Consider the following 11,650-nt stretch of genomic DNA (forward strand, 5'->3'; position numbering starts at 1 on the left):
TCCTTAATTGTGGAAGTCGCGGATGGTGGCGAAGCCTCGCTGCAAGGCGGCAGCGTCCTTGTGTCCGCGGGGGTCTTCGAAGCCGGAGTTGAGGTCGAGGCCGGTGCAGCCGGTGCGCAGCGCGTCGGCGAGGTTGGCGGGCGTCAGCCCACCGGCGAGCAGCGCATCGGTGGTGGGGATGCGGGACCAGTCGAACCGCTCCCCCGTCCCACCGGCGCCGGAATCGAGCACTAGCTTGTCGACGAGCTCCGCCACGCCCGCCGCATCATTGGGCCCGGTCATGTCGACAGCGCGCCACACTTGTACGTCGACCTCGCCGCGGACGCGCTCGATCAACGCTCGTTCCGCCTCGAGCGAGCCCTGGTACGGGGCGTGGACCTGCACGGCGGCGACGCCGGGCTGGACCAGTTCGCCGTAGCCGGAGGTGCGGCGCGACACCGCAACGTAGTCCAGGCCCGGCTCCGCGGCGATGATCTCCGCGGCCGTTTCACGTGAAACATTGCGCGGGGAAGCCTCCTCGAAAATCAGCCCGCCGTACACCGCGCCGGCCGCCTTCGCCGCCTGGGCCGCGGATGCCGAGCGCAGGCCGCAGACCTTGTTTGGGCCGTAGACCAGCTCGCGGCAGGCGCGGTCGATGTCCGGCTGGGAGGTCAGCTGCGAGCCGACGAGGAACCCGTCGGAGTGCCCGCCGAGTCGGCGGATGGTGGCGGCGTCGCGGATGCCGGACTCGGCAACCACCACCGCCCCGTCCGACGCGAGTGCGGCCAGGCGTGCGGAGCGGTCGAGGTCGATGGAAAGGTCGTGGAGGTTGCGGTGGTTCACGCCGAAGATCTTCGCGCCCAACCGGGTGGCCCGCGCCGCCTCGTCCTCGTCGATGACCTCGGTGAGCACGTCCATGCGCAAAGACTCCGCCACCGAGGCGAGGTGCGCGTACTCCTCGTCGGACAGCACCGACAGCATTAGCAGCACCGCGTCGGCGCCGAAGTAGCGGGCGGCGTAGATCTGCACCTCGTCGACGATGAAGTCCTTGCACAGTACCGGCAGGTGCGTGGTGGCTGCGACGGTGGCGAGGTGGTCGTAGTCCCCGCCGAAGTAGTCGGGCTCGCACAGCACGGAGATCGCGGAGGCGTAGCGCGAGTACACGCTCGCGATCTCCCCCGGCTTGTAGTCCTGGCGGATCGTGCCGAGTGAGGGCGAGGCGGACTTGCACTCCATGATGTAGGAGGCGCCGGGGGCGGCCAGAGCGTCGTAGAGTGACCGTTCGGAATACCGTAACGTGTCGAAACGAACGTGACTCACTCTGTCACGTATTCCGTCAATGTGACGTTTACGGTTCGCCACAATTTCGGTCAAAATCTTAGCCACTGTAGTCCGCCTCCTCGTGGGTGCGCAGCCACTGGGCGACGGAGCCGTCGGCAAGCAATTGCTTCGCATGCGCGGTGCCCTCGGCGAGCGAGTCCGCCATGCCGTAGAGGTAGACCATCGCGCCGGCGTTCACGGCAACGGCGTCGCGGTGCGCGGCCGGCCCCTCCCCCGCAAACGTCGCGCGCATGGCGGCGGCGTTCTCCTCGCCGTCGCCCCCGCGGAGGGCCTCGAGCGTATGCTTATCGACGCCAAGCTCCGCCGGCGCCACCGTATAGTGCGAGATCTCGCCGCCTTTGAGCTCCCAGACGAGGGTGTCGCCGTGGACGGCGATCTCGTCGGTGCCGGCGCCGTGGACCACAAGCGCGCGGGATCGCCCGAGGGTTTTCATGGTCTCCGCAATAGTTGGTCCCAACCCAGGATTTGCGATACCCATAATTTGGAATTCCGGTCGTGCGGGACTCAATAATGGGCCCATCGTGTTAAAAAGCGTGCTCACGCCGAGTTTCTTGCGCACTGGCTGCACGAAGGCGATAGCGGGATTGTACGCCGGGGCGAACAGGAAGGTGAAGTTCGAGGACTCGAACTGGCGCACCGCGCGGTCCGGGTCCAGATCCAGCGGGATGTTCAGCGCCTCCAGCACGTCGGCCGAGCCGGACTTGGAAGACACCGAGCGGTTGCCGCACTTGATCATCTTCACCCCGCCGGCCGCCGCGACGAGGGAGGCGGCGGTGGTGATGTTGATTGTGTTCGCGCCGTCGCCGCCGGTGCCCGCAGTGTCCATGATCCCCTTTCCCGTCACCGGGAAAGGGCGGCCCGCCGCGAGGAACGCCTTGGCCGCGCCCGCGATGTCGGCGAAGGTCTCGCCGCGGGTGCGGATGGTGGCAAGCAGCGCCGCGATGTGGACGTCGTCGTAGTCGCCGACGGTCAGCGGGGTGAACGCCTCAACCGCGTCCTCCAAGGTCGGGGCGGGGTTGTTGATGAAGCGGCGGAAGATCTCAACGTGGTCAGCCATTGTCGCGTCCTTTCTGCAGCAGGTGTTCCACGCAGCGCTCCAGAAGCTGGGGCCCTGCGGGGGTGAGGATGGATTCGGGGTGGAATTGGAAGCCGATGGAGTAGCCGTCGTCGGTCTCGGCGGCCATGATCACCTCGCCGATCTGGGTGTCCGTCCAGGCCAGCGGAGTGATCCCGTTGGGCGCTTCGGGCGCGCCTAGGGAGTGGTAGCGGGCAACCGGCACGTCCAGGCCGGGGTGGCCGGGGGCGCCGCCGACCGTGAGGCCGTCGAAAAGCGGGTGCGGTTGAGTCAGCCGCATGGGCACCGAGGTGCCGTGCTCGGGGCCGCACGGTCGCACGCGGCCGCCGAAGTGCTCGATGAGCGCCTGGTAACCCAGGCAAATGCCCAGGATGGGGATGTGGCCCTGCGCGCGCTCGATGACCTCCATCATGCAGCCGGCGGCCGCGGGGTAACCGGGGCCGGGCGAAAGCACGATGAGCTCCGGGTCCACGCCGAGCACCGTGTCGGCGGAAACCGCGTTGCGGTAGACCACGGTGTCGAAGCCAGCGAGCGCGTCGACGAGGTTGTAGACGAAAGAGTCCTGGTTATCCAGCAAAACGATCACTTGTGCACCTCCAGTTCGCGGCCCGCGGCGAGTGCCTGGAGCACCGCGTAGGCCTTGTGCAGGGTCTCGTCGGCCTCCGCCTGCGGGATGGAGTCGCGCACCACGCCCGCGCCGGCCTGCACCGTGGCCACACCGTTGGCCACGAACGCGGAGCGGATGACAATGCAGGTGTCGAAGTCGCCGCTGCCGTGCAGGTACCCAACCGCCCCGCCGTAGGAGCCGCGGCGCGTGCCCTCCACCCCGCGCAGCAGCTCGGTGGCGCGCAGCTTCGGGGCGCCGGTGAGCGTGCCCATGTTCATGCAGGCGCGGTACGCGTCCAGCGCGTCCAGGTCCGCAGCAAGCGTCGCGGTGACGCGGCTGACCAGGTGCATCACACGCGAGTAGCGGTCTACCTGCAACAGTTCGCGGACGCGACGGGTGCGCGGCTCGGCCACGCGGGCCATGTCGTTGCGGGCCAGGTCCACCAGCATGGTGTGCTCGGCCACCTCTTTGGCGTCGGTGCGCAGCTGCAGCTCCATGCGGGTGTCCAGCTCGTGGTTGACCGTCCCGTCCGGATTCAGCCCGCGCGGGCGCGTGCCGGCGATCGGGTACAGCTCCACCTGGCGGGTGGCGTGGTCGAACTTCAGGTTCGATTCCGGCGAGGCGCCGAACAGCTCGTAGCCGGGTCCGCGCAGGTAGAACATGTACGGCGAGGGGTTGGACTCGCGCAGCCTGCGGTACGCCCCGAACGCGTCCGAGCACTCCGCGGTGAACGCGCGGGCCGGCACCACCTGGTAGATGTCCCCGTCCGCGATGTGCTCTTTGAGCCCCTCCACGTGCCCGCGGAAGTCGGCGTCGGACACAGTCGCCTTGACGACGGCACGCTCCGCCGCCCCGGTGGAAGGCTGATAGGCGGGCACGGGGCCGTCGATAAGCGATGCGAGCGGCTCGAGGTCGATGCCTTCACCCGCGGCATCCACCCCCGCGAGGTACGCCGTGCCGTTCTCGTGGTTGACGCGCAGGAGCACCTCGGCGAGGACGAACTGGAAGTCCGGGTAGGTGTTCGGGCCTGCCTCCACGGCGGGCAGCTGCTCGAATGAGTCGAGGTAGTCGTAGGCGAAGCCGCCGGCGAGGAACGGGAAGTCCTCGTTGCCGTAGCCCGCGCGGGTGGTCAGGGCGCGCAGCACGTCGGCGGTGGACGGGGCGGTGAGGCGCTCGCGCTCGTCCGCGGCGTGGGAGGCGGGGAACTCGTAGGTTTGCTCCCCCACCCGGTAATCCTCCAGGCCCAGGTTCGCGGCGATGACCTCGCCGGATGGGGTGAGCGGCTGAACCTCAACGCGGCTACCGGTGCAGGTCACGCGCACCGAGGCGCGTAAGACCGCCACGGACTGCAGGCCGTTGCGGGTGGTGATGTCGGCGGACTCGAGTAGCACGGAATCGTCCGCGTCGAGTCCGCCGATGTGGGCGAAGAGGCTGGCCACGTCCTCGTGGTAGCGCACCTCGCGGTGGGTGTATTGCATCTGGTCCTCGGTTCTTTCGTATTCGTCGCACCGAGGGTGAAAAAAGGGCCCGCGGCGCTTGGGGTGCAAGCTGGCGGGCCGTGACTTCGTAGGTGGCGCGCCAGTTAGGCGAGCCACCACCAGTTCAAAGAAGTCGTGTACGTCACAAGGGACAACTATAGCGGAACCGAAATTCCGCAGGGATTTTTATTCAGGGAGTTGGTACCGTCCGCGCGGGGCGGCGGCGACGAGGCCGTCCACCTTCAGCCCGGTAATCGCGGCGTGGGTGGCAACCTCCGGGTTCGTGTGCGGGGCGTCCACCAGGGCGCGGCGGACGATCTCGGCGGCGATGTCTTTGTACGCCATCGGCTCCCCCGCCTCGCGCAACACATCCAGGATCGCTTCTTGCCAAGTCATGGGCACCTACTTCTGGTCGTCGGCGTGGCCGGCGGCTCGTCGTAAAGCATCAATGTTCACCGCGGGCTTGGGCTCCTCCGCCTGCTGCTCCCGCGCCTGCTCCACGGCCGCGGCCGCACGCGCGCCGAAGTTGCCGCCGAGCGACGCCGCGACGACGGCCGCCACCAGCGCCACCGCCGGCAGCAGCCACATCCAGCCGGACGCGATGAAGGAAAACGCGGCGCCGAACGCCAGCGCCACGCCCGCCAGCACCCAAAACGGGCCAGCGACCTTGTGCGCCTGGTCCCAGATCGCGCGGTCTTTGCGCACCGCCGGGACGTGGAGGCCGAACCACTTGTTGCCCGGCAGCTTGCCTCCGGCGGCGAGCGCGCCGGGGATGAGCAGAAGCAGGGTCAGCAGGATGAAGATGATGCCGACAACGACGTTGAGAGTGCTCATATTTTCAAACGGGCTCATGGCTTCCAAGCATACGGCGTGGGCAGACACGAAGGAAAAGGGCAACAAAATGCAGTGTGCTGTATAATTACCGGCTACTCTGGACACATGAAAAGTAAGCTCTTAGGGTCGCTACTCTTCTGGGTAGTTGTCGCCATCTTTCTCGGGTTCCTGTGCAGCCTGTTCTTCCCGGACTGGCTTGCTCGTGTCTTTATCACCTTCAACGGCCTGTTCTCCAACTTCCTCGGCTTCTTCGTGCCGGTGCTGATCTTCTCGCTTATCGCGCCCGCCATCGCGGGTCTGGGCCGCGGCGCCGGCAAGTGGCTGGGCATCACCGCGGGCGTGGCGTTCGGTTCCACCGTCATCTCCGGCCTGATCGCCTGGGGCACCGGTAGCGCGCTGTACCCGAAGCTGTTGTCGGGCAAGGACCTGATCACCAACGTGGCTGACCCCGACGAGGGCGGCCTGACCCCCTACTTCACCGTGGAGATGCCGCCGCCGCTGGCGATTATGTCCTCGCTGCTGCTCGCGTTCGTGGTGGGCCTGGCCATGACCGCGGTGAAGTCCGACAACCTCTACAACGTGCTGGAGGAGCTCAACGACGTCGTGCTCAAGGTCGTGGTCACCTTCGTGATCCCGCTGCTTCCGCTGTACATCTTCGGCACCTTCCTGGGCCTGGGCATGAACGAGAACTTCGGCGACACCATGGCCGCCATGGGTGTGGTGCTGCTGCTGTCCGTGGTCATGACTTTGGTCGTCGTTCTGTTGCAGTACCTCGTGGCCGGCGCGGTCGCGGGCGTGAACCCGTTCAAGGCGCTGAAGAACATGCTGCCGGCGTACTTCACCGCGCTGGGCACCTCGTCGTCCGCGGCGACCATCCCGGTCACCTACGAGTCCACGCTGAAGAACAACGTTGACGAGGACGTCGCCGGCTTCGTGGTCCCGCTGTGCGCGACGATCCAGCTGTCCGGCTCGATGATGAAGATCATGCTCTACGCCCTGTCCATCGTCTACATGGCCAGCCTGGACATCTCGGGCGGTCAGATCTTCGGCTTCATCCTCCTGCTGGGCATCATGATGATCGCGGCCCCGGGTGTGCCGGGCGGCGCCATCATGGCGGCCGCGGGCCTGCTGCAGTCCAACCTCGGCTTCGACGAGTCGATGCTCTCGCTCATGATCGCGTCCTACATCGTCGTCGATTCCTTCGGCACCGCCGCCAACGTCACGGGCGACGGCGCGGTCGCGCTGATCGTGAACAAGTTCGCGTCGGGCAAGCTGCACAAGCAGTCGCCTATCGACGAGCCTTCGGTCGCCGCCACCGGCTCCACCGCCGTGTAGCAGTCCCCTGCTGCCGCGCTGAACCGCCCTCCGGGGCGGTTTTCTTCTGCCCGTGTTTCACGTGAAACTATGGGCTGTCACTGTATTGGGAGGGTCCTCACTGTAAAAAGAGACGGCGTCACTGTAAAAACAGAGGGCGTCACTGTAAAAAGAGAGGGAAAAATGGGTTCTCACTGTAAAAAGAGACGGCGTCACTGTAGAAAGTGAGGCCCAATAGGTTTCACGTGAAACATCGCCGGCTCCCGGACCACCCCGCGCCCAGCGCAATCGACTACCCTCTTGCGCATGCCCTTCGAGATCGTCACCACCCACTTCGTGGCCCACGAGAGCGACCTCGAGGAGGCGTACGAGCTCTACCGGGAGCGCATCGAAACGAGTGGTGCTGTCATCTCGGCGGTCTCCCCTCGCCCGCACCCCATCGAGGACGAATTCACACTCTGGGACCTGCGCTGCCAGGCGGCCTACGATAACCTGCCCGCCCCGGAGCAGATGCAGCTGTACGAGCTCAACGCGCTCGTGGACTTCGCCACCACCAACCGCGATAACGCCATCGAAAAGTTCTTCTTCGAGGACCACGACGCGCCGACACACCTCCCCGCCAGCCTCGGCGGCCTGACCGACCTCACACTCCGCGACGAGCCGCACGGCACCCTGTCGCTCACCACCATCGTCTACCTCGGCTCACCCGAGCACATGCTGCTTGCGCAGAAGCTTTTCGACGACACCGTGGCCGACCTCAATGCCGTCGCCTACCAGCCATACGTGGCCCCGCTCGAGGGCACGGAGCACGCGGGGCTGGTCGGTCCCCTGTGGCTTCGCGATGCCACGCTGAACATCATCGGCAAGGGCGACGGGTACTTCTCCCCCGGCAAGGAGGCGTGGGCGGGGTGGTTGTTGACGTCGGATGGGCCGGAGGACGTCGATAGGCAATTGCGCGAGCGCATCGACGCCGACGCCGTGGTGATCACCCGCGCGGTGCAGGAGCCGTTCTAGATACGAAAAAGCACCGGCGCGGAGGAAGGGATACTCCGTGCCGGTGCCTTTCTCGTGGTGCGCTTACGGCGTCATCTGCGGGCTCAGCGGATCAACCTGCTCCGGAGCCTCTGCCCCGCCCAACGGGGAGTCGGAGACCTCGGCGCCGCCGAGCGGCGAATCGGTCATCTCGGCGCCGCCTAGGCCGGTGTCGCCGGAGCCGCCAACGGACGAACCGCCGGACATGGAGCCACCGGCGGAGGAGCCACCGGCGGAGGAGCCGCCTGCCGAGGAGCCGCCGGACATGGAGCCGCCCGCGGAACCGTCAGACACCGAGCCACCCGCGGAGGAGCCGCCCGCGGAGGAAGAGCCGCCGGACACCGGGTCCTCGGAGGACACGGCACCGGACGGGTTCACGCCGGTGGTGTCCGTGTCACCGTCGCTGTCGTTGCAGGCGGTGAGGCCGGCGGCAGCCAGCACGAGTGCGGTAGCCGATGCGGCAATACGAGTGTTTGCAGACATAATTCTCCTTCTCGTGTCGGATTCATCCCGGGGTGTCTCGCCCGGATCACAAACTTTCTACGGAGCCTGTCTGCGAAACGCTTGTGAGCGGAGGGGGAACTGACGTACTGCTTCGTAGCAGAACAATAACCCGGTCCCTGCGCTGCAGGAACCGGGTTATTGGGTGATTGAGTTACATCGGCAGGCCCGGGATCGCCGGGAGGGAAACGCCTGGGATAGAGCCGGAGAACGCCGCTGCCGCACCGAGCAGAGCAACGAGGGCGAGCGGCACGCCGATCAGGACGCCCAGGGCGGAGGAGCGGTACTTGCTGTCCTCGTGGGTCAGGCTCTTGATGCAGACGCCGGAATCGGTGGAGCTGCCGACTCCAAGCTCCTCGTAGGTTTTGTCGACCGCTTTCCGGCGCAGCTCCTTTTCCTTTTCGGTCGGAGCGTTGTCGATATCCTTCTGGATCTTCTTCTGAGCTTCAATGCATTCCTGGTACGCCTTGGAAGATCCACCGTCAGAGTCGCCTTCAGCGGCGAATGCCGGTGCAGCGAGGACGGACACGGACATGGTTGCTGCGAGGGCAGCGGAAGTGATGCGCTTCATAGTGTTCTCCTTGTGTAGGTTTGGTTACCTGTCAAAGAGTTAACACGTGTCTAAAAGACGCTTTCAACCGATTCAGCGAATCGTTTTCAAAATGAGACAAAATGTGGCACCACCCCAGCAGGGACGGGACAGACACAAGAGCTCCTATACCGGCAGCTTTGGCATATTCGGGAGGGAAACGCCCGGGACCATGCCTGAAGCCGCGGCTGCTGCGCCAAGTAGCGCCACAAGGGCGAGCGGGACACCGACCAAGACAGCGATGACACCGCCGCGGTAGTTCGGGCTGTTGAGCATGCTCTTGATGCACACGGCGTCCGGATTGGAGGAGCCGCCGTTCTGTCGCAGTTCTTCCTTCTCCTTCTCATTCGCGGAGCCCACCAGACCACGGCAGTGCTGGTAGACCTCAGACGACGTCTTCTCGTCCTCCGCCGCATGTGCCGGCGAGGCCAGGACAGACAGGGACAGGGTTGCTGCGAGAGCAGCGGTGGTGACGCGCTTCATAGTGTCCTCCTTGTGTTGGTTGGGTTACCTCCTGCAAGGAGAACACGTGACTACAAACTGTCGCAGCGCAACTCAGCAAAACGTGTCCAAACCGAGATATGACAAACGGCCCGCCCCACGATGGGAACGGGCCGGCGAAAGCTCAGGCGAGCCGAATTACATCGGCAGGCCCGGCAGGGACGGGAGGGAGAAGCCCGGGATAGCGCCGGAGAACGCCGCTGCCGCACCGAGCAGAGCGACGAGGGCAACCGGAACGCCGATCAGCAGGCCCAGGATGCCGGGCTTGGTGTCCGGGTTGTCGATGAGCTGCTGGATGCACTCACCGGTGGCGTTGGTGGAGCCTTTCTCCTTGCCCGGCTCAGCCTTGTCGCCGTCCTTGCCGGTGGCCGCCTTGCCCTTCTCGGACTCGGCCTTCTTCTCCTCCTTGCACTTCTGGTACACCTCGGAGGAGCCGACCTTCTCACCAGCCTGGTCGCCTTCAGCCTGGGCGGAGCTGCCCTGGTTCTCCTTGGCCGGGGTGGTGTCGGCGTCGGCTGCGAAGGCCGGAGCGGACAGTGCGGACAGGGACAGGGTTGCTGCGACGGCAGCGGTGGCGATGCGCTTCATGGCAATCTCCTTAAGTAAATCGGGTACCTGCCAGTGGTTCTGACACGTGTAGATAAGACATCGTCAACCCGCCACATCGCGTTACACGGGGTTACCCTGAACACATGGGAATGATGAAAGAGATTGCCGCTATCTTCGGCGTTGCCGCACTTGTGGGCCTTGGTGGTGCGGGTGCCGTCTACAACGCCATCGACGCCCCGGAGCGCGATCAGTACACCGTCCAGGCTGCGGGGGCGCCGAGCGCGACTATCGACGACCCACAGGACGTCCTCACCCCCGAAGACGAGCAGCGCCTCCAGCGCGACACCGCCAACATCAACGCGGCCGACGTGGTCACGGATTTCCACTACATGGTGTTCAAAACCAACCACGAGAACATCCTTGACGACGTTGAGGAGCTGCTGCGCTCGCAGTACCCCGAGCTGATCGACCAGTCCAAGGGCGAAAACGGCCGCCCCGCCGACGGCGTGCTCATCGTGGGCGTCGGACTAGATCCGCGCCAGGCGTTCATCTACGGCGGCGACGATGTCACGCACGAGCTGATGCTTGACGACGACTCGTATCGCGAATCCCTGCTGGATGCCATGAAACCCGGCGTGGAGGAAGGCAACATTCCCTCCGGCCTGTTCCGCACGGCGAACTTGGCCATGGACGCGGACGGGCTTTCGGACCGGAAGTTCAACGACGCGAAAAATGACCGAGGCGGAGCGATCGTCGGCGCCGGCATGGGCGGGTTCGGCGCTGCCACCGCGGTTGGTGCGGGTGTGGTGACGGTGCGGAGCAATCGTCGTAAGGCAATTGCGAAAGCCCGCGAGGACTACGAGCTTGTCACCCACGAGTACACCCGCCTCGCGGGCCGCCTGGACGAGGTGGACGTGCGGGCGAACTCGCTGTCCTCGGCGTTCGCGGACGAGACGCTGCGCCGCCAGTGGGCTGAAGTGCGCGACCGCTTCCTGGGCATGAACGAGCTGGTGCACGGCGCGCAGGGGCTGAGCTCGATCAACATGGACGACGACAAGGACGTGTACAAGCACCGCAAGCAGCTTGCGGACGCCGCCGAGTCCGTGGACCACGTCTCCAACGCCGAGGACAACATCGACCGCCTATTCGGTGTCGAGCACGGCGATCCGGCCACGCGCCGGGCGGACCTGAGCACAATCCGCGAGGACGTGCTTCGCGCCCGCAGCGAGGTGAAAGATAGCGGGCTGCGCCAGGAGCTGGACCTGCTCATGCAGCGCATCGAGGCGCTGGACGCCAACCCCTCCTCCCCCACCTACGTGGACGACTTCGTGCGCGTGCTCGGCGATTACCGCGTGATCCTGGACCAGGTGAGGAAGAAGCAGTTCAGCGACGTCAAGGAGCGCGAGAAGCTCACCGCGCCGGCGGTCTACGAATCCGGGTTCTGGTACGGCGGGTACGTCCCGTACGTGCACATGCAAGCCTGGCACGAGTCCAACGTGAAGGCGGATCAGGCGGCATCCTCGAGCAGCAGCTCCGTGTCTTCCTCGGGATTCAGCGCCGGGGGTGGCAGCTCCAGCTTCTAAAGGTGTGATTTAACACACTTTTTGAATTTAAACTTTCCTTTAATCAATCCGTGTTTATACTTAGACACGGAGAAATTCGAAGCGCGGCCCGCCACCTAAGAACACGAGGTGGCGGGCCACTCCTTTGTGCGGGTGTCCGCTTAAAAAGGGTTAAACGACAAAAAGTGTGTCTGGCTCGGCGTGTCGTGGGGGTTAGATTTGGCCTTTTTGGATGCCGATTGAGTGGGTGTAGTCGGTGTCGATAGCGTTGTCGTAGAGGGCTGGTCG

General features: G+C 65.4%; 13 protein-coding genes. 3 read left to right on the top strand and 10 right to left on the bottom strand.

Features of this window, described 5'->3' with window-relative positions; translation table 11 throughout:
* Nucleotides 1–3 precede the first annotated feature (3 nt).
* From trpCF to MHY23_RS09795, 6 genes are all read right to left on the bottom strand, one after another.
* Nucleotides 4–1,434, bottom strand: a complete 1,431-nt coding sequence (gene trpCF, locus MHY23_RS09770) for a bifunctional indole-3-glycerol-phosphate synthase TrpC/phosphoribosylanthranilate isomerase TrpF (protein WP_370645844.1) — start codon at nucleotides 1,432–1,434, stop codon at nucleotides 4–6.
* Nucleotides 1,358–2,377 (bottom strand): anthranilate phosphoribosyltransferase, encoded by a 1,020-nt coding sequence (gene trpD, locus MHY23_RS09775; RefSeq protein WP_239307383.1) that lies wholly within the window; start codon nucleotides 2,375–2,377, stop codon nucleotides 1,358–1,360. Before trpD ends, trpCF begins: the two co-directional genes overlap by 77 nt.
* Nucleotides 2,370–2,981: a gamma-glutamyl-gamma-aminobutyrate hydrolase family protein gene (locus MHY23_RS09780; RefSeq protein WP_239307384.1), complete on the bottom strand. Its 612-nt coding sequence runs from the start codon at nucleotides 2,979–2,981 to the stop codon at nucleotides 2,370–2,372. Before MHY23_RS09780 ends, trpD begins: the two co-directional genes overlap by 8 nt.
* Nucleotides 2,978–4,480: an anthranilate synthase component 1 gene (locus MHY23_RS09785; RefSeq protein WP_239307385.1), complete on the bottom strand. Its 1,503-nt coding sequence runs from the start codon at nucleotides 4,478–4,480 to the stop codon at nucleotides 2,978–2,980. Before MHY23_RS09785 ends, MHY23_RS09780 begins: the two co-directional genes overlap by 4 nt.
* Before the next feature lie 186 nt (nucleotides 4,481–4,666).
* Complete coding sequence (locus MHY23_RS09790; RefSeq protein ID WP_239307386.1) at nucleotides 4,667–4,876, bottom strand: winged helix-turn-helix domain-containing protein; 210 nt, start codon at nucleotides 4,874–4,876, stop codon at nucleotides 4,667–4,669.
* A 6-nt stretch (nucleotides 4,877–4,882) separates the two neighbouring features.
* The gene (locus MHY23_RS09795; RefSeq protein WP_239307387.1) at nucleotides 4,883–5,332 is read right to left on the bottom strand and encodes an SdpI family protein; all 450 of its coding nucleotides are present in this window, start codon (nucleotides 5,330–5,332) and stop codon (nucleotides 4,883–4,885) included.
* An 87-nt stretch (nucleotides 5,333–5,419) separates the two neighbouring features.
* Between MHY23_RS09795 and MHY23_RS09800 the strand changes: the two genes are divergently transcribed.
* Together MHY23_RS09800 and MHY23_RS09805 are read left to right on the top strand one after the other, a co-directional pair.
* Nucleotides 5,420–6,649, top strand: a complete 1,230-nt coding sequence (locus MHY23_RS09800; protein WP_239307388.1) for a dicarboxylate/amino acid:cation symporter — start codon at nucleotides 5,420–5,422, stop codon at nucleotides 6,647–6,649.
* Nucleotides 6,650–6,934: 285 nt separating this feature from the next.
* Nucleotides 6,935–7,642 (top strand): hypothetical protein, encoded by a 708-nt coding sequence (locus tag MHY23_RS09805; protein ID WP_239307389.1) that lies wholly within the window; start codon nucleotides 6,935–6,937, stop codon nucleotides 7,640–7,642.
* A 63-nt stretch (nucleotides 7,643–7,705) separates the two neighbouring features.
* On the opposite strand, the gene MHY23_RS09810 is transcribed toward MHY23_RS09805, so the two are convergent.
* The 4 genes from MHY23_RS09810 to MHY23_RS09825 form a co-directional block, all read right to left on the bottom strand.
* Nucleotides 7,706–8,143 carry a hypothetical protein gene (locus MHY23_RS09810; RefSeq protein WP_239307390.1) on the bottom strand — a complete coding sequence of 146 codons (438 nt, stop codon included), beginning with the start codon at nucleotides 8,141–8,143 and terminating at the stop codon, nucleotides 7,706–7,708.
* Between the two features lie 172 nt (nucleotides 8,144–8,315).
* Nucleotides 8,316–8,732: a hypothetical protein gene (locus MHY23_RS09815; protein WP_239307391.1), complete on the bottom strand. Its 417-nt coding sequence runs from the start codon at nucleotides 8,730–8,732 to the stop codon at nucleotides 8,316–8,318.
* Nucleotides 8,733–8,876: 144 nt separating this feature from the next.
* Nucleotides 8,877–9,233, bottom strand: coding sequence for a hypothetical protein (locus MHY23_RS09820; RefSeq protein WP_239307392.1), 357 nt, complete (start codon nucleotides 9,231–9,233; stop codon nucleotides 8,877–8,879).
* Between the two features lie 156 nt (nucleotides 9,234–9,389).
* Nucleotides 9,390–9,839, bottom strand: coding sequence for a hypothetical protein (locus MHY23_RS09825; RefSeq protein ID WP_239307393.1), 450 nt, complete (start codon nucleotides 9,837–9,839; stop codon nucleotides 9,390–9,392).
* A 104-nt stretch (nucleotides 9,840–9,943) separates the two neighbouring features.
* Here MHY23_RS09825 and MHY23_RS09830 point away from each other — a divergent pair, with 104 nt between their 5' ends.
* Nucleotides 9,944–11,383, top strand: coding sequence for a DUF5129 domain-containing protein (locus tag MHY23_RS09830; protein WP_239307394.1), 1,440 nt, complete (start codon nucleotides 9,944–9,946; stop codon nucleotides 11,381–11,383).
* Nucleotides 11,384–11,650: the final 267 nt, after the last annotated feature.

Source organism: Corynebacterium sp. ACRQP, from assembly GCF_022345915.1.
Classification (GTDB): domain Bacteria; phylum Actinomycetota; class Actinomycetes; order Mycobacteriales; family Mycobacteriaceae; genus Corynebacterium; species Corynebacterium lehmanniae.

Bases quoted from the DNA above. Each gene is read 5' to 3' on its own strand.
- MHY23_RS09790 (WP_239307386.1), bottom strand. From the start codon at position 4,876: ATGACTTGGCAAGAAGCGATCCTGGATGTGTTGCGCGAGGCGGGGGAG.
- trpCF (WP_370645844.1), bottom strand. From the start codon at position 1,434: ATGCGAAGCAATTGCTTGCCGACGGCTCCGTCGCCCAGTGGCTGCGCA.
- MHY23_RS09830 (WP_239307394.1), top strand. From the start codon at position 9,944: ATGGGAATGATGAAAGAGATTGCCGCTATCTTCGGCGTTGCCGCACTT.
- MHY23_RS09815 (WP_239307391.1), bottom strand. From the start codon at position 8,732: ATGAAGCGCATCACTTCCGCTGCCCTCGCAGCAACCATGTCCGTGTCC.
- MHY23_RS09825 (WP_239307393.1), bottom strand. From the start codon at position 9,839: ATGAAGCGCATCGCCACCGCTGCCGTCGCAGCAACCCTGTCCCTGTCC.
- MHY23_RS09820 (WP_239307392.1), bottom strand. From the start codon at position 9,233: ATGAAGCGCGTCACCACCGCTGCTCTCGCAGCAACCCTGTCCCTGTCT.
- MHY23_RS09800 (WP_239307388.1), top strand. From the start codon at position 5,420: ATGAAAAGTAAGCTCTTAGGGTCGCTACTCTTCTGGGTAGTTGTCGCC.
- MHY23_RS09810 (WP_239307390.1), bottom strand. From the start codon at position 8,143: ATGTCTGCAAACACTCGTATTGCCGCATCGGCTACCGCACTCGTGCTG.
- MHY23_RS09805 (WP_239307389.1), top strand. From the start codon at position 6,935: ATGCCCTTCGAGATCGTCACCACCCACTTCGTGGCCCACGAGAGCGAC.
- MHY23_RS09785 (WP_239307385.1), bottom strand. From the start codon at position 4,480: ATGCAATACACCCACCGCGAGGTGCGCTACCACGAGGACGTGGCCAGC.
- MHY23_RS09795 (WP_239307387.1), bottom strand. From the start codon at position 5,332: ATGAGCCCGTTTGAAAATATGAGCACTCTCAACGTCGTTGTCGGCATC.
- trpD (WP_239307383.1), bottom strand. From the start codon at position 2,377: ATGGCTGACCACGTTGAGATCTTCCGCCGCTTCATCAACAACCCCGCC.